This window comes from Desulfopila inferna (assembly GCF_016919005.1).
Classification (GTDB): Bacteria; Desulfobacterota; Desulfobulbia; order Desulfobulbales; family Desulfocapsaceae; genus Desulfopila_A; species Desulfopila_A inferna.
This window is the reverse complement of record NZ_JAFFQE010000009.1, coordinates 177,726-200,969: the sequence shown is the minus strand read 5'-3', so window position 1 is coordinate 200,969 and position 23,244 is coordinate 177,726. Positions and strand designations below refer to the sequence as shown.

At 49.8% G+C, this 23,244-nt stretch carries 17 protein-coding genes and 1 pseudogene; 10 read left to right on the top strand and 8 right to left on the bottom strand.

Annotated features, from left to right (window positions below; genetic code table 11):
* Positions 1-4: 4 nt before the first annotated feature.
* A complete protein-coding gene (locus JWG88_RS19480) occupies positions 5-1,873 on the bottom strand; it encodes a sigma-54-dependent Fis family transcriptional regulator (protein WP_240194617.1) in 1,869 nt (622 codons plus the stop codon).
* Between the two features lie 608 nt (positions 1,874-2,481).
* On the opposite strand from JWG88_RS19480, the gene JWG88_RS19475 reads away from it, so the two are divergent.
* The 7 genes from JWG88_RS19475 to JWG88_RS19445 all read left to right on the top strand — a co-directional run bounded on the left by JWG88_RS19475 (position 2,482) and on the right by JWG88_RS19445 (position 10,996).
* Complete coding sequence (locus JWG88_RS19475; RefSeq protein WP_205235467.1) at positions 2,482-3,456, top strand: aldo/keto reductase; 975 nt, start codon at positions 2,482-2,484, stop codon at positions 3,454-3,456.
* A 423-nt stretch (positions 3,457-3,879) separates the two neighbouring features.
* The gene (locus JWG88_RS19470) at positions 3,880-4,554 is read left to right on the top strand and encodes a FadR/GntR family transcriptional regulator (RefSeq protein ID WP_205235466.1); all 675 of its coding nucleotides are present in this window, start codon (positions 3,880-3,882) and stop codon (positions 4,552-4,554) included.
* Between the two features lie 81 nt (positions 4,555-4,635).
* Positions 4,636-5,133 carry a tripartite tricarboxylate transporter TctB family protein gene (locus tag JWG88_RS19465; protein WP_205235465.1) on the top strand — a complete coding sequence of 166 codons (498 nt, stop codon included), beginning with the start codon at positions 4,636-4,638 and terminating at the stop codon, positions 5,131-5,133.
* 96 nt (positions 5,134-5,229) lie between these two features.
* Entirely contained in the window at positions 5,230-6,723 is a 1,494-nt protein-coding gene (locus JWG88_RS19460; protein WP_306793133.1) for a tripartite tricarboxylate transporter permease, read from the top strand.
* A gap of 75 nt (positions 6,724-6,798) precedes the next feature.
* On the top strand, positions 6,799-7,737 hold the full coding sequence (locus JWG88_RS19455; RefSeq protein WP_205235463.1) for a tripartite tricarboxylate transporter substrate binding protein: 939 nt from the start codon (positions 6,799-6,801) through the stop codon (positions 7,735-7,737).
* A 247-nt stretch (positions 7,738-7,984) separates the two neighbouring features.
* Positions 7,985-9,751 carry a gamma-glutamyltransferase family protein gene (locus JWG88_RS19450; protein WP_205235462.1) on the top strand — a complete coding sequence of 589 codons (1,767 nt, stop codon included), beginning with the start codon at positions 7,985-7,987 and terminating at the stop codon, positions 9,749-9,751.
* Between the two features lie 240 nt (positions 9,752-9,991).
* A complete protein-coding gene (locus tag JWG88_RS19445) occupies positions 9,992-10,996 on the top strand; it encodes a bile acid:sodium symporter (protein ID WP_205235461.1) in 1,005 nt (334 codons plus the stop codon).
* A gap of 16 nt (positions 10,997-11,012) precedes the next feature.
* Here the strand turns inward: JWG88_RS19445 and JWG88_RS19440 are convergent, their stop codons facing one another.
* From JWG88_RS19440 to JWG88_RS21730, 4 genes and pseudogenes are all read right to left on the bottom strand, one after another.
* Positions 11,013-11,819 (bottom strand): NYN domain-containing protein, encoded by an 807-nt coding sequence (locus JWG88_RS19440; protein ID WP_205235460.1) that lies wholly within the window; start codon positions 11,817-11,819, stop codon positions 11,013-11,015.
* A 212-nt stretch (positions 11,820-12,031) separates the two neighbouring features.
* Positions 12,032-12,862: an MBL fold metallo-hydrolase gene (locus tag JWG88_RS19435; protein ID WP_205235459.1), complete on the bottom strand. Its 831-nt coding sequence runs from the start codon at positions 12,860-12,862 to the stop codon at positions 12,032-12,034.
* A gap of 150 nt (positions 12,863-13,012) precedes the next feature.
* On the bottom strand, positions 13,013-13,267 hold the full coding sequence (locus JWG88_RS19430) for a hypothetical protein (RefSeq protein ID WP_205235458.1): 255 nt from the start codon (positions 13,265-13,267) through the stop codon (positions 13,013-13,015).
* 336 nt (positions 13,268-13,603) lie between these two features.
* Positions 13,604-13,741, bottom strand: a pseudogene (locus JWG88_RS21730) (IS1595 family transposase); the annotation flags it as partial.
* A 399-nt stretch (positions 13,742-14,140) separates the two neighbouring features.
* Between JWG88_RS21730 and JWG88_RS19425 the strand changes: the two are divergent.
* Complete coding sequence (locus tag JWG88_RS19425) at positions 14,141-16,174, top strand: hypothetical protein (RefSeq protein WP_205235457.1); 2,034 nt, start codon at positions 14,141-14,143, stop codon at positions 16,172-16,174.
* On the opposite strand, the gene JWG88_RS19420 is transcribed toward JWG88_RS19425, so the two are convergent.
* Positions 16,140-16,415 (bottom strand): hypothetical protein, encoded by a 276-nt coding sequence (locus tag JWG88_RS19420; RefSeq protein ID WP_205235456.1) that lies wholly within the window; start codon positions 16,413-16,415, stop codon positions 16,140-16,142. The genes JWG88_RS19425 and JWG88_RS19420 overlap by 35 nt on opposite strands.
* A gap of 167 nt (positions 16,416-16,582) precedes the next feature.
* On the opposite strand from JWG88_RS19420, the gene JWG88_RS19415 reads away from it, so the two are divergent.
* A complete protein-coding gene (locus JWG88_RS19415; protein ID WP_205235455.1) occupies positions 16,583-17,827 on the top strand; it encodes an exonuclease SbcCD subunit D C-terminal domain-containing protein in 1,245 nt (414 codons plus the stop codon).
* A gap of 11 nt (positions 17,828-17,838) precedes the next feature.
* A complete protein-coding gene (locus JWG88_RS19410) occupies positions 17,839-21,090 on the top strand; it encodes an AAA family ATPase (RefSeq protein WP_205235454.1) in 3,252 nt (1,083 codons plus the stop codon).
* Positions 21,091-21,096: 6 nt separating this feature from the next.
* On the opposite strand, the gene JWG88_RS19405 is transcribed toward JWG88_RS19410, so the two are convergent.
* Together JWG88_RS19405 and JWG88_RS19400 are read right to left on the bottom strand one after the other, a co-directional pair.
* Positions 21,097-21,768, bottom strand: a complete 672-nt coding sequence (locus JWG88_RS19405; RefSeq protein WP_205235453.1) for a potassium channel family protein — start codon at positions 21,766-21,768, stop codon at positions 21,097-21,099.
* Positions 21,769-23,232 carry a TrkH family potassium uptake protein gene (locus JWG88_RS19400; RefSeq protein WP_205235452.1) on the bottom strand — a complete coding sequence of 488 codons (1,464 nt, stop codon included), beginning with the start codon at positions 23,230-23,232 and terminating at the stop codon, positions 21,769-21,771. It abuts the gene before it with no gap.
* Positions 23,233-23,244: the final 12 nt, after the last annotated feature.

The following is a 23,244-nucleotide window of genomic DNA, read 5'->3' as shown; positions in this document are numbered from 1 at the left end:
GAATCTATAGACTTGTTTCTGTCAGCCCATACTCCTGAACCTTGCGGTAAAGGGTGGCTCGAGAAATACCTAAGCTCTTGGATGTCCTCACCATATTCCCTTTGCTTTCCCTAAGTGTGGTGTAAATCAATTCCCGTTCCATTTCACGAATGGTCCCCGGCTTGGCCTTGAGGGTATTTGCAGATTTTACCTTAATGCCAAGATGGGCAGCTTGTAGTTTTCCATTATCGCAGAGATGTAAGGCTCTTTGAATTGTGTTTTCCAATTCCCGCACATTGCCGGGCCAGTCGTATTTAACTAATTTATCGAGTGCTGCGGAGCTGAGCGGGGTGCCCGGGGCATAGCGTTTGATGAAATGAAGAGCCAGCGCTTCAATATCTTCGGCACCTCTCTCGCGAAGAGGAGGTAATATTATTTCAATAATATTCAAGCGATAAAAAAGATCTCTGCGGAATACATTGAGTGCGATAGCCTTTTGCAAGTCAACATGTGTAGCGGCGATAATCCTGGCGTCGGTTCTGGTAACCTTGCCGGCACCAATTCGCTCTACTTCTCCGGTCTGCAGGACGCGAAGAAGTTTGACCTGCATATCATGTGGCATGTCGCCGATCTCATCGAGAAGAATGGTACCGCCGTCCGCCAATTCGAACTTACCTGGCCTTCCATTTTTCGAGGCACCGGTGAATGCTCCGTCAACGTACCCAAAAAGCTCGCTCTCCAAAAGCTCGTTAGGTATTGCGCCGCAGTTTATTGGGATGAACGACTGGCTGCGGCGCTTGCTGCCATTGTGGATAGCTTGAGCAAAAAGCTCTTTACCTGTACCGGTTTCTCCTAGAAGAAGCACTGTAGATGATGACTGCGAAGCTCGAATGGCAAGATCGATTGCTTTTTTAAAAGGTTTTGAATTACCGATTAAGAGATTAAAAGTAAAAAAGGGTTCTGTTCCTGAAATTCTGTCGACCAGTTTTTTGATATCCTTAAATTCTTCAAAAACCATAACTGCCCCAAGGAGATCGTTGTTTTGAGAGACGACAGGCTTGGCGGAATAGTAAAAATGTATGTCTTGCTCGTCTATTTGAAGATAGGCTTCACGTTCCTTCCACTTTTCCGGGTGGAGGTGAATATCATCGAGGTTGAGGTTCAAACCTCGCAAGATCGAAGCCGGTTTACCATCGAGGTGCTGCTGCTTCAATATGTGTTTACCTTTCCGGTTAGTCTTCCAGATTCGCATTTCCTTATCAAGCGTAAGAATACCTGTTTCTGCAGATTCAATAACTCTGTCGAGAAAACCGCTATATAGCGACATTTCCCGATTTCGTCGTAGCAGGCGCATATGTTTTTCGATGGAACGGGCAGCCATTGTAATCATGATGAGAGTGTGGGGATGGATTAAGCTGCTGTCGCCTGAGACCACCAGCACCCCCTCAAGGCTGCCCTGTTTACCGAAAATAGGTGCGGCGGAACTTGAAAAACCATGTGCACGTACACAATAATGATCCTTGTCGTTAAGCTGGATGGGAAATTGTCTTTTCAAGCAGATGCTTATAGCAGAAGTGCCGACGTCTTTTTCCGTCCAGCGGTATCCTGGTGAACAGTTTCTCTCCGCAAAAACCACCTTTATCGCCTCGCTCCCAGCTAAGTGTAGAATATATCCATCATTTTTAACATAGGCTACCATGAAGTCATCAGGAGAGAGCAGCTCATAAAACTCCTCTATGTGCGCGATGACCACGTCAAGGAGATCTCTATTCCTCTCTCTCTTGTCTTCAAGTTCAGTGGGAGACAATTTTACCTGTTTCTCATTGCGCTCTTGACGGCAAACACCATATTTCTGAGAACGCTTATGGGAGGCAAGAATTTCTTGTCGCATCATTTTGTTACTTGGTATTATTTTCTGGGCTGCTTGATGTTCCATGTTGCACCCTTCTATAGGGAGGAGGTTGCAGGAAAGGACTTTCGCTAAACTTGTGTGTAATATTGAAACACTTTTATCCTAACAGAAAAGCAAAAAAGATCAACATAATATGAAAGAAGATGGGTGTATCAATATGAGATTGTTTTTCTTTGATATAACTACTTTATTCCGTCCGGATTCACTTCACGGTCCATCTTGCGAAACAGTAAATTGCGAATTATTTTAATACATAGCCTTCATCGGAAGATTTTTCTTTATCGGCACCCATCAACATTATCCGCAAAGAGGCGCTGAGATTACTGCTGGGACACTGAGATAATTAAAATTGATGCATTCAGGTTCTACTCATTCTATTTCCATTTATAGCACACACGAAATTCATTCTCGAAGAAGTCCTGACGCTCATTGAAACGCCTTTTAAGATTTTCACACGGCTGAACAAGATAAGGGAAATACTCGATCAGCCCTGAGACCGCACTGAAACAGAACACTTCAATATTGATAATCCTTCCGTGAGGGGGTAGTTTGATGATAAAAGAACTGCCAAATCACTTCAGCTAACTATCATGAAAATGACTCTACTATCTGCAGATTTTTCCAGCCCCGCTCTGGGTCTAGGCTGTTGGGGTATGTCCGATGCCTACGGTCCGGCCGATGAAAAGGAATCAATGGCCACAATTGAAGCTGCTCTGGCCGCAGGTCTCCGCCATTTTGATACCGCCGACGTGTATGGTGACGGCCATAATGAAACTTTGCTGAGCAAAGCCCTGGCAGGTCGTCGGCAGGATGTTTTTCTGGCGACGAAATTCGGTTTTGTCGGGGATGAGCATGGGCAGGTTCGGGTTGACGGCCGTCCGCAGCGGGTCAAGACCGCCTGCGAAAGCAGTTTGCGCCGGCTTGGAACTGAAGTGATCGACCTTTACTACCTGCATCGGCGCGATGAACGGGTGCCTATTGAAGAGACGGTAGGCGCCATGGCAGATCTCGTTCGCCAGGGGAAAGTCAGGTATCTCGGTCTTTCCGAAGTCTCGGCCGAAACTCTCCGCCGGGCCTCGACCATTCATCCGATAGCCGCCGTTCAGTCGGAATATAGTCTGTTCACCAGAGATCCGGAAAAAACCGTGCTTCCCGCCTGCCGCGAACTCGGCACGGCTCTGGTAGCCTTTTCCCCGCTTGGCCGTGGCCTGCTGAGCGGCAAGGTGAAATCTCGGCAGGAACTTGCCGATGGGGACTATCGCCGGAATATGCCACGCTTTGCCGATGATAATCTGGAGGAAAACCTTGCGCTGGTCAAGGCACTGGAAAACATGGCGCTGGAAAAGAACGCCACCGCCGCACAGGTCGCACTTGCGTGGCTGCTGAACCAAGGGCCGGACATTCTGCCCATTCCGGGCATGAAGCGGCTGAAACATCTGCAGGAGAACCTTGGCGCGCTGAACATCAAGCTCTCGACCGACGATCTTTCCAGGCTTTCCACCCTCAGTGAAGCCGTCCAGGGGCAAAGGCATAATCCCCAAAACCTGAAATTCATTGATTCCTGATAAGCGCAAAGTTATTCCAATTCTCTCATGCTTCCTCTCGAATATTCCAGGCTCAGTCTTTTTTTAGGGATCATATGTGCTAGGTGTGGTTGATCCAAAAAGCGATCGAAAATTTATGGTTTAGTTATTTCAATCAAACCTGCAATGAATTGCCAATACTCCTTAAGAGCATCTGGAAATAAATTGTTCAGCAAAAAAGATTAATAAACAGCATGATAGTAGGTCAATTGCTTCGGTCGCCTTAAAGGAAAATGCAACTTTAGCAACTTTGACTGAATGTTAATATTGCTTGACAAGCAAAATAACCTCTGGCATATATTGGTCCAACCAGGGCCATTTATTGACCATAAAGTAAAATTGGTTGGACCAGTGGCTCGTGCCAAGCTATATTTAAAAAGCGATTGAGAGGGAAAAATAACAGCCTTGAAAGCACATCAAAAAGTTGTCGAGCAAATAAAGAAATTGATCGAGGAAAAGGGACTCACTGAAGGCGAGCAACTACCTTCGGAAAGGGATCTGTCGCAGGCTTTGAAGGTTTCCCGGCACACTGTACGGGAAGCAGTCAGGAGGCTTGAGCAGCAGGAAATCCTGCAGACGAGACCGGGGAGCGGCACCTTTGTTTATAAAAATATTCAGCACGATTTTGTTTTGAACAGCCTTGCCAATATCGTCCTCCATCAGGACAACGAAGTTAAGGATGTCATGGAATTCAGGATGATGGTTGAGCCTCAAGTGGTGCGGCTCGCGGCGCAGAACGCCACAAAAGGTGATATTCTCTATCTGGAGGAAACCCTGCATCGCCAGAACTCTGCCGCAGACAGTCCCGAGTCTTCTCGTTATGATAGTGAATATCATCTTGGTATCGCCCGTGCTACAGGCAACATGGTTCTGCTCGCGGTTATCATGAACTTGAATGATATAGTCAATAAATACAGGGAAGGGATCTATTATTCCAAAGAACGCGCAAGCTGTTCATACGTCGGCCACTTAAAAATTCTAGATGCAATCAGAGCCAAGGATCAGGATGAAGCTGAGAAGACCATGAAAGAACATCTGACAAGTATCGCCAACGAGATTTTAAATCAGGAATTGAACTGATCAGGGCGTAGGAGACCACTTGCCGGCGGATCATTAGGCATATTCTAAATAACTCGAAAATTGGAGACAGGAGTATCCGGAATGGTAATAAGTTTGGTGATAAGTCTGTTGATTGCTCTATTGAGCGTTTTCTTTTTGATATTGGCCAGGAATCTGCCTCATCTTTCCTCGGTTGATCCGGCAGGACCCGCCCTTTTTCCGGTAGCTGTAGCCTGCATTGCTGTTTTTGCGGTTTCTTTGGATTTACTCATCGGGATAGTAAAGAATAACAGTTTTTTCAAAAATGCCGGCGCTGAATTCCTCTCTTGCTTTTCTGACAAACATATCGCGACAACGCTGAGGCTGGCGCTGGTAATGGTTCTGAGTGCAATATATCCCTATTTTATCATTAAAATTGGCTTTATAGCCGCGACTGCAGGATACATGTTTATCCTCATGAAGATTTTCAAGCTTCCTGTCCTATCTTCAGCCGCCATTTCTATTCTGGTGGCCTTTCTTCTTAATTTTACCTTTGTTCATTTACTCCAGGCCACGGTTCCGGAAGGGGAATGGCTTTATTCTCTGGGTTTCCTGTCATGAAACAGGAGCAGCGCACAAAAATCCTCCTGCTTCTTACCCTCAAGCGGCATGTCGGTATATCAATTTATTATAAATAAATAATTAAGGAGATTTGCTTTGATCGAAAGTGCAACATGGGCTGCCCTGTATTTATTTGATCCAGTTCATTTGGCTTTGCTGGCAGGAGCTGTGATTATGGGAATTGTAGTAGGATCAGCACCAGGCCTTACGTCAACCATGGCCATAGGACTCCTGCTTCCTTTGACTTTCGGCGTAGATAAGTATATCTCATTTATTCTGATGCTGGGGATTTACTGTGGTGCAATATATGGCGGATCAATTACGGCTATTTTATTTAATATACCAGGGACTCCAACTGCTGCAGTTACAGCACTTGATGGTTATCCTCTGGCAAAAAAGGGAGAGGGGGGAAAAGCGCTGGGGGTGGCTACCCTGTCTTCGACTCTGGGAGGATTGTTCAGTTGTCTGGTCCTGGTGACCCTGTCGACTCACCTGGCCAAAATTGCAGTGGCTTTTGGTTCAGCCGAGTATCTCACGCTCACCATTTTTGCTCTTTGTGTAGTTTTTTCTCTTGCTTCAAAATCTATTCTTAAAGGACTTGCCTCTACCGCTCTTGGTCTCATGCTCGGCTGTATCGGCATGGACCCGATTGCCCAGTCGCCGCGTTTCACTTTTGGGCTTTTTGAGCTTATGGTCGGTATTCCCCTGGTCCCGGCTACCATAGGCATGTTCTGTGTGGCCGAAGCGTTCCGAATTGCAGAGCAGCCTGAGCTGAAAATACAGAAACAGCTTGCTCTTTCAGGCATTAGCAGTGCCTTAAAACTTTTCCCCCGATTATGGAAAACCATACTGCGATCATCCGGGATAGGTGTTCTGATCGGTGTCCTCCCCGGGACCGGGGCGATGATGGCATCATTTATGGCCTATGGCGAAGCCAAAAGGAACTCTAAGACCCCGGAAAAGTTCGGCGAGGGGGAAATCGAGGGAGTGTGTGCCAGCGAATCGGCAAACAATGCCGTTACCGGGGGAGCCATGGTACCCCTCTTATCCCTGGGAATTCCTGGTGATCCGAACACATTGATGATGCTTGGTGCAATGACGGTTCAGGGCCTCATACCGGGACCCATCCTGTTCAAGGAAGAGTCGCAGCTTCTCTATGTTATCTTTGGAAGCCTCATTCTGGCCAACCTTTTGATCCTTCCACTGGGGTTGTATCTCTGCCAGTATTTCGCCAAGGCGGCTCAACTTAATCGGAAATATCTAATGCCAATTGTTGCCGTTCTTTCCATTACCGGGGCATCAATCGGTTACGGCCACATCTACTATTTCTGGATTTCGGTGATCTTTGGAATACTCGGCTATTTCCTGAGCAAGGGAGGGTTTTCGGTACTGGCGGTGGCCCTGGGGTTAATGCTGGGACCAACCATGGAAAGGTATCTGAGGTCCCTGTTCATGATGCCGAACAACGAATGGCTGGGCCTTCTGTTGAAACCGATTCCACTCCTTTTTATCCTTGGATCTGTTCTGGTTATTTTCTTTGGTGTGTATAAAAACGGGAAGGGACAAATTAAGCAGGCATCTGTCTCTTAATTATATATATGCCGGAATGCCGGCATCCGGAGAGTTCAAATGCTCTTTACTAAACCTAATTGACTGGAGGAACGAATGAAGAAGATTTTATTTTTGCTTGTCTTTATGCTGATGCCCGTGTTTTCGCATGCAGCAGATTATCCAGAAAAGAATGTAAAGGCTATTGTTGTATGGAGTGCAGGTGGCGGGGCAGATACTGCCTTTAGAATTTTCACAAAATATTTTGAACCGCATTTCGGTGCAGATATTATTGTTCAGAACGTGACGGGAGGCGGGACCAGTATCGGTTATATGACAGCCAAGAGAGCACGACCTGACGGATATACCCTGGTGAATATTCAAGGTGATCTGCCGAAATTCAAACCCATGGGAACGGCTCCTCTTTTCATTGAGGATTTTGATAATCTGGGCGGATTCGCCTTTCAATCACCGGTTCTCATCGTCAATGATGATTCACCATGGCAAACCGTTGAGGAATTCGTTGAGGCCAACAAGAAGGATCCCGGCAAATATACCATCGGTGTTTCGGATATCGGCGGCGTCTTCCATCAGCCTCTTGTTTTGTTCATGGATGCCGCAGGCTTCAAATCTACGCCGATAACTCATCCCGGTTCTCCACAGCAGAGCGCGGCCTTAATAGGCAGGCATGTGGATGGTATCGTTTCCTGGCTCAGACCCAACCTGCCTTACCTCAAGGAAAATAAAATGCGCATCCTTGCCTACTGGGGATCGGAAAGAATGGATGAATTTCCGGAAGTGCCCACTCTGCTTGAAAAAGGTTGGGATGTAGTCTGGGAACACCCCTATGGGATTGGCGGCCCTAAAGGACTGCCTGAAAATGTCAAGCAGCATATCGCTCAGGCACTGGAGAAGACTTGGAAGGAACCCGGCTTGAAGGAAGAATTGAACAACAGGGGCTTGATGCTTCTGCCTCTGCCGGCGGAAAAGTTCAGAAAACACATGCTGCAGGTACAAGACAATATGGCTAAGTCACTGGAACTGATACAGAAATAATTATCTCAAAAACAGTCTGCGAAGCCCCGGATATCCAGCAAGAATGCAGCGGATGGAGGAGGTAAGCGAGATGGTTGAGAGTAGAACTTTGGACAGGTTCTCGGCTGTACACATTGGTACGCCGAGACCTGTCTAAATCCTGAAACGCTGGATGCGCTTTTTTTTGCGTGTTTAAACAAAGTGAATACAACACTTTGTTGTTGAGAGGCAGCAGCTGTTAATGAAGCGGATATAAAAGGATCCAACAATGACCGATGAAAAAGTATATTCAAAATATGAGAGCATAAGAACCTGGACACGGCCGGCGGCCCGAGGCCGGAATTATGCTGTTGCCAGCGGGCATCACCTGGCCAGCCAGGCGGCCATGAGAATTCTGGATAAGGGCGGAAATGTGGTTGATGCCGGGATCGCGGCAGGATTATGTCTCTGCATTCTGCAGCCTGATATGGTCAATTTTGCAGGCGTTGCACCCCTCATGATTCATCTGGTCAAATCCAATGAAACGCGGGTCGTTACGGGCTTGGGTCCATGGCCCGAAAAGGCAAACGTTGAATACTTTGCAGAAAAGCATGACAGCAACCTGCCTGAAGGTATTTTACGAACTGTCGTACCGGGGGCTCCTGATTCGTGGCTTCAGGCTCTTAAGGTCTATGGCACCATGACATTTAAGGAAGTAGCCGCAGATGCTCTGGATTGTGCAAAGAAAGGTTTTCCAATGCACAGGTATCTCAAAAACGGCATAGATGAGAACCGGGAGGCCTACCGGCGATGGGAGGAAAACGCCCGGATATTCCTGCCCTCCGGCAAGGTTCCCGAAGTAGGGGAGCTGTTTTATCAGGAGGATCTTGCTTCGGTCATCGAAGAAATGATTGAAGAAGAGAAAAATAGTGGAGCGATCAGAGAAAAAGGCATAGATGCGGCGAGGGATTATTTCTACAAGGGGGCGCTCGCCCGAAAAATTGCCGCTTACCACCAGGAGAAAGGCGGCTTTCTTAGCTATGATGATCTCGCTCAATTTGAATCTTCTATTGAAGAACCTGTGCAGAATACCTTTGGACAATACACACTCAAAACTGCCAGAGCCTGGTGCCAGGGTCCGGTGCTGCTTTCCGTGCTCAATATTCTGGAGCATTTTGATCTGAAAAGCATGGGGCATAACAGCATGGAGTACATCCATACCATCGCCGAGGCCTTCAAGCTGGTCTATGCCGACAGAGAGGAATGGTACGGGGACCCCGACTTTACAGTTATGCCGGAAATGGGTCTCATTTCGAAGGGATATGCCGAAAAACGCGCCTCCTGCATCGATCCTGAAAAGGCTTCTGCCGGTATGCCCCCACCAGGCGATCCCTGGGAATTCGATCCGGGAGAAAGGCCGGAGCAGAAGCGGATGGCTCCCTGTGACCTGCCGCAGGATGAAAGCCGGGATCTGGATACAAGCTATGTGAATGTGATGGATGTTCAAGGCAATTGTTTCTGTGCAGTTCCAAGCGACATGTCTTTTTCCGGACCGGTTGTGCCCGGGACGGGAATGGTGATTTCCACCAGGGGTTCACAATCGTGGGGAGTTCCGGGGCATGCTTCCGAGGTTGCGGGGGGCAAGCGTCCACGGCTGACACCCCATCCTTCGATGATCTTCAAAGACGGCAAGCCTGTGATGATAATCGGAACGCCTGGAGGAGATGTGCAGTGCCAGGCAATCGTGCAGGTGTTTCTGAATATCGTGCTGTTTGATATGGCGGTTCAGGAGGCAATCGAGTCACCTCGTTTCGCCACCTTCAGTTTTCCCATCAGTTTCGCTCCGCATGCCTATAATCCCGGTCTGCTGAGAATAGAGGAGAGGTTGTTTGAAAAGGTTGCGCAAGGGCTGGAGGAGAGGGGGCACAAGGTTGCACCCTGGGCTGATATGGGCTGGAAAAGTGGTGGAGTCTGCGCAATTGTCAAGGATGAAGACGCAGGAGTGCTCTGCGCCGGCGCTGATCCTAGGAGAGAATGCGTTGCTTTGGCATGGTAAGCAGAAAAACCCCTTATGCCGTTGTTTTTGTGGGTGACGTTAATCCAGAAAAAACAATGATCGTTTGACTTTTCAGGAAAAAGGAAAAAATCCTTAGCTTAAAAATCAGCCGATGGACATCATTTTGGATGTTCAGTTGCAATATTTTGTGTACTTTTTTCAGGCGATTTTATTAAAGAATCTAGTATCACATTGAAAATTCATAACTTTTAATTTGAAAGAGCAGGTAGTGGGTTGGTCATGACAATTTTAAAGAAAAACTGGTTTTTTGTAGGTATCGCTTTGATGTTCGGTTTGGCCTTTGCCCTGCCGGGGCTGGGAGAGGTTTTCAGAGAGTATAGGATCCTGAACGTCGCAATTTTCTTAGCCTTCTTTTTGACCGGGCTAAGCCTTGATACCTCGACTGTAAAAGAACAGGCCCGCCAGACAAAGATTCTGTTTGCGGCGATTCTATCCGCCCATTTTTTAATTCCCTCTCTCGCCTTTGCCTTTGGAAACCTGCTGTTTCCTCATCATCCAGACATAGTCATCGGTCTGATCATTATCGCTTCTGCTCCTGTTACCGTGGCTTCGGGAACGGTAATGACCAATGTCGCCAGGGGAAATGTGGCTCTAAGTCTCTTTATCTGCGTCCTCTCTAATTTTGTGGGAATCCTGATTATCCCCTTCACCCTGAAACTGTTTATCGGCATCGGTCAATATGTCGAATTGCCGGTGCTTCAGATGTTGATTTCCCTATCCCTCAAGGTTTTACTGCCCACCATAATCGGACAATTGCTGCGTCCTAAGGTGTGGCCATACCTCCAACCTCACAAAAAATATAATTCGATCTTTCAACAGTGCGTCGTTCTTCTCATTATATTCAATGCGACTTCAAAGGCCAGTGGAGAACTGCTTCAGGCTGGACCCCAGCTCTTGCTGATGGTTATCGCATCAACGGTAGCGCTGCACACCATTATCCTGGTGATCAATTTTCTGATAGCAACCAAGGTGATCAGGCTTGATTTACCCTCAACCGCTGCCTTTACCATTCATGTATCGCAGAAGACGCTTACTGTTTCGTATCTGGTGTGGGCCGGATATTTTGCCAATCAATACCCCCTGGGCCTCATTCCCCCGATATGTTATCACCTTACCCAGATGATTATGGACACATTCATTGCCGACAGGTTTAGAAAAAAGGCCTTGCAGGTGGAGCGGAATTCTGCTGTTGATCGTGATGGCAAGGGCAATTTAAAGAGATAACAAGGACTGTGTTGGGCTATTTTGCTCGCACGTACAGTATCTTCTGATTTGACCCCGATGCCTGACGTTCTTCCGTAATAAACAGATCCTTCCTGGCTCTGACCAGATCGGATAATTTTTTGAAACCGTACAGTCTGGAGTCAAAGTCCGGCTGAAGCTTGGTGAGGTAGCTGCCGAAGGTACCGAGTTGGGCCCAGCCTTCGTCGTCTGTTGACTGCTCCAGGGCGGTCATGACAAACTCTTTTGGAAATTCAGGAGGATGCTCGTGTGTTTCCGGTGGTGTTTTGGCTGGCGCCTCTTTAGGTTTGCGTCCGTTTTTGGGTGGTTGTATTTCAGTCTCTTTGCGGGTGGATGGGCGCAGAATCTCCGTAAAGACAAACTTGTGACAGGCATTGCGGAAGGCCTCCGGTGTTTTTTTCTCGCCAAAGCCGAGCACAATCAGACCTTCCTCGCGCAATCTCATGGCAAGTCCCGTGAAGTCGCTGTCGCTGGTGATCAAGCAGAAGCCGTCGAATTTACGGGTATAAACCAGATCCATGGCGTCGATAATCAAGGTGCTGTCCGTTGCATTTTTACCGGTGGAATAAGCAAACTGCTGGACCGGTTTGATGGCATAACGCTGCAGAACCTTCTTCCACGAAGCGCTTGTCGGTGAGGTAAAATCGCCGTAGATGCGTTTAACCGTTGCTTCCCCAAATCGAGCTATTTCGGCTAGAAGACCTTCAATGACGGTAGCCTGGGCGTTATCCGCATCAATTAGAACGGCCAGCCGAAGAGTTCGGTCTTCGGATTCGATTTTTTCGATGAGACGGGGAGATGCCATATCTGCTCCAATAGTGTTGAATGCGCCGGGCCCGGAAAAGCAATGCGTTAAAGAATCAAATAAACAGTATCATTCATAGTTTCCTTTCTTGCTGTCCAATGTACATTAGCTTTAAATCCTGGCATCTGCAAGGATCTTTTTGGAGAGGTTGTTCTCATTGCCAAGGCACTTATACCCCTTGGGGTACTGTAAAAGAGTCCAGCCCGGCCGGGTTAATATTGCAAAGACATTCCTACTCCGACCTCTTTTATATCAACAACCTGGGAAAGTGCGATTTTCGATTGCAGGTCGGTGCAGTGACAGGCATGCATCTGCTTCATATTTAATGTATGGATATAGTTTAGAGTACCCTGCAATTGGTCGCGTGACGGTTCTTGAAGATGCAGGCCTCCGAGCACATCATGAATTCGCTCTTCCTTGCACACTTCCCTGGCATACTCGATAATATTGCATATACCGGCATGAGAACACCCGGTAATGATAACCAGACCATTGTCGGATTTATAAGCAAGTGCCGAATCCTCGATCACCCGGTCCTCTTCGTCTGAACCCTCTTTTTTCCCGAATCCCAGAACCGACTCGAATTCGTTCTTTCTTGGAATTTCTCCCAGAAAAACCAGGCGATCTGTCAACCACATTGGTTTATCCGTCAGTTTCAATTGAAAATGCCTGGCCAGTTTTTCTTGAGAAAGCAGACATCCGAATTCGCCGAAGGTTTCCTCGACCACGCTGGTGAAAGTCTCAGTGTGGGTGACGATAACCGGCTTGGCACAGGGCATTCCAACTGCTCTCAACTCGGAAAAATGCCTGATAAGAGGATCCAGGCCCCAGGTATGGTCCATATGGCTGTGCGAAAGCACAAGAAAATCGAGATGGCTCAGGTCCAAGCCCATTTTCTGACTGTTGCTGATAAAAATATTAGAATATCCGGTATCGAACAGAATGCGGCATTCGCCTTCTTCGATTAGTACGGAAAATCCAGGCTCGGCCAGGAAGTACCTGTCGATTATGCTGTTATTGTCCACCAGTACGTGTACTTTCATAGCATGTCTCCGGCGATTTTTTGAAACCGAAAAGCGTTATTTCTAAAACCACAGCAGCAGGAATGCCGTCTTTTCAGCCAAAAGGCCAAAATCGCACTACTTTCATCTCCATTCCTGGGAGGTCACAGAAAATTGTGAAGGGTTTATTGCCTACTTGTCTTCTTTCAGGCGAAGGAGTATTTCCCGTTCCATTTGTTCGGCGACCAGTGCCAGGTTCGGCGTTTCGGCAACTGGACCGGTGTCGTTCCATCCCTTTTTCAGGGCCAGCTTTTTTTTCTGGCGGAACTCTTCGATGGAGCCGACATACATTTTGTAGCACAACAATTTTTGCAGAACATGCCTTTCGGCAGGCGAGAAATCCCTGTCGGTATCAAGCTTCTTTGCCTCATTTATCTGAAATATCATATCCTGGCCCACTGTCTGAAGGAAAATCAGGAGAGTCTCTTTCCGGTGTCTCAATTTCGTGTATAGCAAATTCTCGTCGTTTTGTAAAAAAACCTCTTCTCCAATTGCATCGACCGGCTCTCGCCTAACCCATTCATGATATCATTTTTTTGACTGACTTCCTTTCAAATCTGACTCTAATCTGATATATTCAGAGAAGAGATTCTCAGAAGCTGCGGCTTTTAATATTCTGGACCCTTGCTCCTCAGCAAGTCTCAATCGGTGCGGAGGAAATGTTTTTTGGTGCTGCTGCATGTTTAATAAGGGTTCCAGTCATTCAACACATGTAAAAGCTTAACTCAGCCGCATGTGTATCGGATGACCTTCCTCATTATCAGATACTGCAGCACAGAAATACGTCTTGCCCATAGCCTCTCGGCCGCGTTTACCACCTTTTCCTTTGTCGCTACAGTAGACGTCATCGAGTTCGAATATAGCCTTTCAGGGTTAGTTGAACGTCAGCACTTTTCATATTTGTGATGAAGAAGATAGAGAGGGGCCGTGTTGTCAGCGGCAATTTTTTAGAAGTCCATCACAACTGGTAAAGCTTTTTCCTGCACATCGTTTCTCAGTTCCGTATTTATCAACAAAATCTATTTAAACTCCGGCCTATTTGGAAACCTGACTCAGCTGAGCTGGAGAAGGTAGGTCGCAGGTTGTGGCCGCTTTTGAAATACCTTCCGTATTCTTTATTATACGGTTTTTTAGAAGCAAGTCATTTTGTGCCTGTTGCGGCTGATATAGCAACGAGGCGCGGGGATAGAAAAGAGTGATAGAAGGCTAAACAAGGGGGAATGGCTTTTATTTAATTTATCCACAGGGGAGGATATGATTATGAGAAAGCAAAAGTTTCAATTGAGTTTCCTGCTTGCGTTGATCATTGCAGGTGGCCTGCTGTTATCATTGCCGCAAATGTCCATTGCCGGAAAGAATGGTTATATGGGAGGAGCAGGCAAGATAAAGGTGGATGAAGGTGACGGCGGTGCCGGATCAGATACCGGTGGCTCGGATGGCTCCCAAAAATCGGATACCGGTAAATTATTTGGTGACCTCTACAGGATTCTTCGCCAGCAGGGGGTTGAGGGAGACCAAAAACTGGTGCCGCAGGTGGACGCCGCAGGACCGGTTTTGACTGAGTTAGAGATAACAGATCCTCATTACCCATATTTTCCCGAAGGAGTGCAACTTTTTAATGTATTAGAGAACAGTACCGATTTCCCCGATGAAGTAATAGGCGGCGAGCCGGTACTCACGGTGATTGATCCCGGGGCCGAAAATGATCTCAGGGATTATGGCTGGTATGCCGTGGAAACAGGGATAAATACGGATGGAACCACGATCTATGAGGCCAGGCAATCGCCCTATCCGGCGCAATGCGTTCAGCCGGTAGCGAGTTTTCAGCGTTGGGGCGACATCAGTCCGAAGACCGGCCTGACCAGAAACCGTCTGCCCCTGGTCATCACCTACGATGCCACCTGGGATCGGAGCGAGTGTGAAGTCGGCCAGTTGAACGGAGAGGTGACGGTCGATGCTGCCACCGGGGAGCTGCAGATTCCCATAAATTCTTATTTCATCGAGCCGTGTGACGTTGACGCCGCCGGACCGATACCAAGCGAAAAATGCCAGTGGGCGGATCCAAACAACGGACTGGTCACCTATCCCTACGGCGTAACCTGGTCCGAGCTGGTCGAAGAAGTCCATTTCGGACGACTTAACATGGGCCGTTCACCGGAAGCGGTGCTGCAATCTGCTTTCGACGAGGCCATCAGCACCATAAACAGTGTTGACACCGTTGCCATTAATATCGATGCGGCAGGACGGCTGCTGCTCACCAAAAATGTCTATGATGAGATCGAGGTCGATCCAAATACAGGTATGCCGCTGCTCATCGGTACCATCGAAAAGGCCATAGACTCGCCGCTCGAAAATCTTTCTCTCTATGTCAAACTGATGCAGGATGGCCATCTGGTCACTCCTGCAGACGAGCGTCTACCCATCGACAGGTCGGTTCAGGGTGGAATTCCCCTATGGAAGATGCTTGAACTCGAGGATGGACCGGCCGAGGCTGCGCTCCGCCCCACCATTGATATTGACAAGATGATTGATAATGGGTTGGGTGCATTGGTTGATGTCACCCCGGTTGACTATTACAGCTACTACCAGTGCCTTAACGGCAGCGGCATGCCTACCGACTGCTTCTGCTGGAATCCCGACCCTGTGCAACCGGAGCAGTATGAAGTCCTCGAGGTCTGCGACGCCGTGGTCAGCAGGGCTCTTACCTCTGTTACCGGGTCATGTCCGCTTTCCGCAGATGTCGATAACCCGATCATCTGCGAGGGCCCTTTCACCGGGATATTGAGTGATGGCAATTATGAAGCCGACTCTACAGATATGAACTTCACGGCCGCCTTTCTCGCTGCTGCGGCCGATAAAACGGGCGACATCAACATGGATATGGTTGTCTATCTCAATTCCATCCTGGGTCTCAACAAAGTTATAGGCTACAGCGAATATGACGCCGTAGGCAATCCTGCCAGCAACGCCATCGATTACAGCCTGGACCCTCTGTATTACAACTTCCGCCGGGTCAGCGGTTATCTCCCCGTAGATACCTTTAATGCCCGGGGGGATGGGGGATCCGTATGGGTGCTGCAAGGCGGTTCGCCGACTTGGACGGAACAATTAGTCAGCATCATTGGCGCGCAAATGGACGGCCAGTCGATTTTCGACACCTACGGCCAGACACCTGAAGGTTCTCCCACCAACTTAAGCGCCAGCGAGAATATTCTCGGCTTTGTGCAGCAGGCCGATGACAATCTTAGTGTCATCGAGTTCATTCACACCTATCAGATTCCGGCAATGCGTTAACTGCCACCTCGCGCAATCGCGACAGTCCGGCTTTCTGTTTCAGGCTGGACTGTCGCCGTTGCTCCCAAGCCGTCCTTTCTTTCCAGCTCCGCCTCGAATGACTTACTGCTATTTTCTCCTCTTTTTTCGCCGGCGGCAGTCCTGAAGGCCGGACCAACCTCCAACCGAAGGCGATCATCATCCCCGCCACCATTTCCCCTCTCTCACCTCGCTGATCTTTTCCCTGCTTTTTTGGATCCATAAAAAGTTCACGGCTCAGAAAAATGCCATCAACTTTTGCACAATTCGATCTGTTATATTAATGTGCAAAAAATCTATTGTTGATAGAATGTCGCGGGTTGATTTTTGTACGTTCTCTATCGGAGATAAACCAGCCGAAAACAAAACACGTTGTGTTGATAAATACCGATGAAAATTCTCCATACATCAGACTGGCATCTGGGCCGTTCTCTCTATGGCCGCAAGCGTTATGATGAATTTTCCGCGTTCCTCGACTGGCTCGGTGAGACAATAGAGGCGCAGGGAATCGATGCGCTGCTGGTGGCGGGGGATATCTTCGATACCGGCACCCCCGGCAACAGGGCTCAGGGATTGTATTATCGCTTCCTCTGCAGGGTCGCCGATTCCTGCTGCCGTCATATTGTGGTTATCGCCGGAAATCATGACTCGCCTTCTTTTTTGAACGCACCCCGGGAGCTTCTGCGGGCCTTGAATGTCTATGTGGTCGGATCCATAACCGACGAACCCGGGGACGAAGTCATCGTGCTGCGCAACGAACAGGGTGACCCGCAGGCCATCATTTGTGCCATACCCTATTTGCGGGACAGGGATATTCGCACCGTCATGCCGGGGGAGACGATCGAGGATAAAAACTCCAAACTCATAGAAGGGCTCCGCGCTCACTATGCCGCCGTCTGCGCTATAGCGGAGTCGCGACAAAAGGAGCTTGCCGAAAACGAGAATATCCCCAATGTGCCGATCATCGCCATGGGACATCTCTTCACCGCGGGCGGCAGAACGGCAGCCGGCGACGGCGTCAGAGAACTCTACGTCGGCTCACTGGCCCATGTCGGACGGGAAGTCTTCCCCGCCTCCATCGATTACCTGGCCCTTGGTCATCTGCATGTGCCGCAAATGGTCGGGGGAGCGGAACATTTCCGCTATTGCGGTTCGCCGATTCCCATGGGCTTTGGCGAGGCACTCCAAAAAAAGAGAGTGGTCGTGGTTGAGTGGGACAGGGGGGTAGCGGCCATCGAGGAGATCACGGTACCATGTTTTCAGCCTCTGCGGCGCATCGTCGGTTCACTGGAAGATATTGTCAACGGCATAGGGCAGCTCAAGGAAGAGCAGAGCACCGCCTGGCTGGAAATTGAATACACCGGCGCCGCCGGGCAAGGCAATCTGCGCGAGCTGCTCGAGGAGGCCCTGCAGAATACCTCCATGGAGATCCGGCGCATCAAGAATAAACGGGTAAGCGATCGGGTCATCAACAGCCTTCACCAACATGAAACCCTCGATGATCTCGATGTTCACCAGGTCTTCGAGCGCTGTCTCGATACCTTTGACGTACCGCCTGAAGAACGCGCGGCAATGATCCAATCATATGATGAAATTATCAAGTCTCTTCATGAAGAAGACGTCAATGCGGAATAGAGGGGCGGAGCATGAAGATTCTCGAACTCAGATTTAAGAACCTCAATTCGCTCTATGGCGACTGGGTCATCGATTTCACCTCATCGCAATTCAGCGCAAACGGTATTTTCGCTCTCACCGGCCCCACCGGCGCAGGTAAATCGACCATTCTCGATGCAATCTGCCTGGCCCTGTACGGCACCACCCCGCGTCTTGGGAAGATTACCAAAAGCAGTAATGAAATCATGTCCCGGCAAACCGGCGAATGTTTTGCCGAAGTAACCTTCGAGTCGCAGGCAGGTACCTTCAGGTGCCACTGGAGCCAGCATCGGGCGCGTAAAAAGGCTGGAGCTAAGCTCGCCGAATCAAAACATGAAATAGTCGATGCCAGCAGCGGCAGGATTCTTGAAACCAAAAAACGCAACGTTGCCGCGGTCATCGAAGAGAAGACCGGCATGGATTTCGAGCGTTTCACCCGGTCCATCCTTCTGGCCCAGGGCGGCTTTGATACCTTTCTCAAGGCGGATGTAGAGCAAAAATCGAAGATCCTGGAGCAGATCACCGGTACCGGAATTTATACGGAGATATCCCGGCGGGTGCATGAACGGCAGCGTGCCGAACACGAAGCCCTTAATCTGCTGCAGGCCGAAACCAATGGAATTACCGTTCTCAGCGGGGAGCAGGAAACCGAGCTGCGCCTGGAACTGGTCGGCAAGCAGAAACTGGAATCCGGACTGGCGGCCGAAATTGAGCAGACCAACAAGACCATCGTCTGGCTCAACACCATCCAAACCCTGCATACGGAACTTGCAGGGCTTGCCACAGAGGCCGATAAGCTTGCCGGAGAGCTGGAAACATTCGTCCCGGAGCGGCAAAAGCTGCAGCGGGCCCGGAAGGCCGCTGAACTGGAGGGTGAATACGCTACCCTGATTTCCATGCGTAACCAGCAGGAGACGGACAAAAAAGCCCTGGCTGCCGATGAAGCCCAACTTCCCGGGATGGAAAAGGCGGCTTCGGCCAAAGATGTGCTGCTGCAAAAGGCCGAACAACTGACCTGCACGGCCAGGGAAGAGTGCAAGACCCAGGCCCCGCTGATTCAGAAAGTACGGACGCTGGATCAGCAGATCCTCGATAAGAAGAAGTTGATAGATGCCGGTGCGGCCGAGGAGAAGCATATTGCCGACCAGATTGCCGAACATGGCAAAACCCTGAAGCAGTCACAGGCCAATCATGAAAAGGCCGAAAAAGAACTGCGGCGCGTGCGGGAGCAACTGCTGGCCAACAGTGGTGATGAATTGCTTGTTGGCGGTCTCGGGGGTATCGAGGAACAGCTCAACAACCTGCAGGCTCTGCTGCGGGATGTCTCCGTTCTGCGGCAATCCCAGGAAAATGCCGAAAAGCAGCGGCAGTCCGCCGCAAAGAACCTTGTCCGGCGTACCGGCGAGTTGGCTGACCGCACGCGGGAGCTGCAAGATGCCCGGAAGCAGCTGGAACTAAAAAAAGGTGAGTTGCAGACTCTTCTCGGCGACCGCCTGCTGCGGGAATATCGCACCGAACTGGAATCATTGTGGCGGGAGCTGGCCTTTCTGCGAAAAATCGCCGGGCTCGAAATGGAACGAGACAAACTCGAGGACGGCAAGCCCTGCCCGTTATGCGGTGCCGAGCAGCACCCCTTTGCCGAGGGCAATATCCCGACAACGGATGAGACCGAACAGAGGATCACTGTTCTGACCCAATTGATATCGAAAGCGGAGCATATTGAAACCCGCATCAAAGAACTCGAAGCTGCAGAGAAAAAGGCTGCTGAACTTGTTGTTTCCGTAGAGAAACAGGAAGCGGAAGCGGTGAACAACAGCCAAAATGCTCAAAAAAGCCTGAACGACATCAGTGCCGAGATTACCAGGGCCGATGAACGTTTCGCCCTGCTCAAATCCCAAGCCCTCATTAAGCTGCAGCCCTTGGGTATTAAAGAGATACCGGAAGATCAAATACCAGCGCTGCTGGCATCGCTGCAGGGCCGCCTCATGAATTGGCAGAAGCAGCAGCAGGATCAGGAAAAAATTGAGAAACAGCGCGACATCCTCGCCGCAGAAATCGATAGGTTAGAGGCAGTTATTTCTACCCAGGGTCAGATCTTGATCGACCGGGAAAAGTCGCTGCAAACCCTCAATAAGGAATATGCCGACCAGATTGCCGAACGTCGCGGAGTCTTCGGCAGCGATAAGCCGGATGTGGTGGAAGAGCGCCTGGAAAAAAGAGTTTCCGAAGCGGAGCTTGCCGAGAAGGCAACTCGGCGGGAAAGGGATGAAGCCGGAAGGCGGTTGCATGAGGTTAAAGTCCACATTGCCTCATTGAGAGAACGCATTGCTGCACGAATCCCCGAACTGGAGGCGCTGCAGGCCGCCTTTGTCGACAACATGAACGCAGCGGGGTTTGCGGACGAACAGATATTTATCGCCAACCGCCTGCCCGTAGAGGAACGGGAGCGGCTGACGGCCAGGGCCGGGGAACTCGATGCCGGCAAAGCCGATATAGAAGCGCGCCGCCGGGATCGCGAAAGACGGTTGGCCGCGGAAACGGAAAAAAAGATCAGTGAATCTTCGTTGGAGCAACTGGAACCCATCTATAATGAACTAAAAGAAAAGGCGAGGCTGCTCGGAGACGACATTGCCGGTCTGAAATACACAGCGGCCGAAAACACCAGGGCAAAAGAAAGAATAAAGGAAAAGCAGGGCCTGATCGACGCTCAGAAAAAAGAATGCAGGCGCTGGGAAAATCTGCACAGTCTCATTGGCTCGGCCGACGGTAAAAAGTACCGCAACTTTGCCCAGGGATTGACCTTCGAACTGATGGTGGCGCATGCCAACAGGCAACTTTATAAGATGACCGACCGTTATCTGCTGATACGCGACGACAACCAGCCGCTCGAACTCAATGTCATCGACAACTATCAGGCCGGTGAAATCCGTTCCACCAGAAATCTCTCCGGCGGAGAAAGCTTTATCGTCAGCCTCTCGCTTGCCCTGGGGCTTTCCAAGATGGCCAGCCGCAAAGTACGGGTAGACTCTCTTTTCCTCGATGAAGGTTTCGGTACACTGGACGAAGAAGCACTGGAGACCGCCCTTGAAACATTGGCGGGCCTGCAGCAGGACGGCAAGCTGATCGGCATTATCTCTCATGTTCCGGCCCTGCGGGAGCGCATCAGCACTCAGATCAACATCCTGCCGCTGTCAGGCGGCCGCAGTACCATAACCGGCCCGGGCTGCAGCACAATGATAAATTAAGATAAATTAAGAGCCTTGCTCGTTCTGCTCGTCCTTGGGAAAAAATCTTTTCTGCAGTGTGGAAAGATTTCTGCTGTGCGTCAGGATGACGACTTCGTCGTCCGCCTTGAGAGTATACTCCCCTTCAATAATATTGAAGTTGCCTTCGCGGTAATAACATACGGCTTTAGCCTCCTCCGGCAGATCAAGGTCTTCTATGGATCCTTCCTTCTGCTTGTCCACCGTGAAAGAAAAGAAGCGGGCCTCGTCCTTGATTATGGTGGACAGCTCAAGAAAATCGATGCCGGTGAGCATGTCGGCAAGATAGCGGCTTATGGTACCTGTCGGACTGATGGTGTCTTTCAGGCCGAGTTCGTTGCAGATTGTCTGGAATTCCTCATCCCGGATACTGGGGACTACCCGGTGAAAGCCTTGCGATCTCCCTACGAGGCCGGCGATGATGTTGTCCTGATCGTTTTTGGTCAGGCAAAACAACACATCCGTCTGCTTCGGCCCGACCTCGCGCAGGATGGCTGGTTTAGAGCCGTCGCCATGGATGAATCCGCAGTCCATTTCATCGGCCAGTTCATCTATTTTCTCTCGTTCCTGCTCGATAATAACGACCTCGTATCCTCGCTTTATAAGTATTCGCGCCGTTGACAGACTAAGTTCCCCGGCACCGATGAAGACAACTCTCATTTAGGCCTCCGCTCGTTTTCCTATCCATGTTTTGGGGTAAAAAAGCACGATCCAGACCACCATTTCCAGTCGCCCCAGGAGCATGTCGAAGCAGAGAATCATCTTCAGGAACCATTCCAGGTTTGCGGTTGTTACGCCTGTGGAAAGTCCCACCGTCCCCATAGCGGAGACCACTTCGAAAAGGCTGTCAAGAGGATCATATCCCATTGTCAGAAAAGGCAGCCAGGAAATGAACACGATCACCAGAAACAGCAGTATGATGCAAAGCGCATCCTTTATCTCCTCATCTTCCAGACGTCTTCTGCCGAGGCGGGGATTGAGGATTGCATGCGGCGGCAGACATGTTTTTATGATAACGACCTGCAGGACCCTCATTAGAATGAGCAAACGGAGAAGTTTAATTCCGCCGGCGGTTGATCCGATTCCGCCGCCAATGGCCATGGAACAGATAAGCGCACCTTTGGAAGCGGCATCGAGTCCGGCGACGTCGACTGTGGAGAAACCCGCTGTCGTCTGGGCCGAAATGGCCAGTAGCGGAGCGTGATAGAATGCCAGAGACCAATCCTGTCCTTCTGTCAACATAAGCGCGGCCAGCACCACCGTGAAAATAAGGCACAGGACAAGCAGGGCGCGCAGCTGCGGATCGTCATGGAAGATCCGCCGATTTTTGTAGATGGCTTTATGATAAAGGGCAGGCGGCAAGGCGGAGGCGAAGCACAGCAGGACGACGATCCACTGCAGGTGCCTGCCGTCAAACCCCTTCAGGCTTGTATTATGGGGCGAAAAACCACCGGTGGAGACAGCCGAAAGGGTATAGAGGATGCTTTCGGAAAAATCTCCTCCCAACAGCCACAGCACGGCGATGCCGGCTGAGGTAAGAGAGGCGTATACATAAATAATCCACCTGGCGTTCACCTTGGTGTTGCCGGCTATGTCATCCTCCTGATGCTCTCCGCCGACGGCCAGATTCTTTGCGGCAAGACCCGGCTTGATCAGAATCGCCAAAACAAGAATGATGATGCCCAGCCCTCCGTACCATTGCATCCAGGCGCGGGAAAAAAGAAACGGATACGTTTTCCCCTCAATGTTTGCGATTGTACTCAATCCGGTGGTGGTTCCCGCAGAGACGGCTTCAAAGAAAGCATCGAGAAAATCAAGTTCCGCCGACATCAGAGGATAGGTCATCAGCAGCGGTATAAACAGGAAAACAAGTGCAGCGATCACCATCGCTTCATTGGTCTGAATGCGCCGAGAGGGTCGCAACTGTGACAAAAGCAGTCCGACGCCGGACAAGGCGGCAAGAACAATCATATAGCGCAGGCTTATGGCGTGCTCCCCGGATATCAAGGATACAGCCAGGGGGACGGCTGTCAGCATTGCCAGAGCGAGAAAGAGTTCGCCTAAATACTTCCCCACCGTGTTAAAGCGTATCGAGTATGTCAGCGCCGAAATCTGTTGGCTCATGGCTATACATCC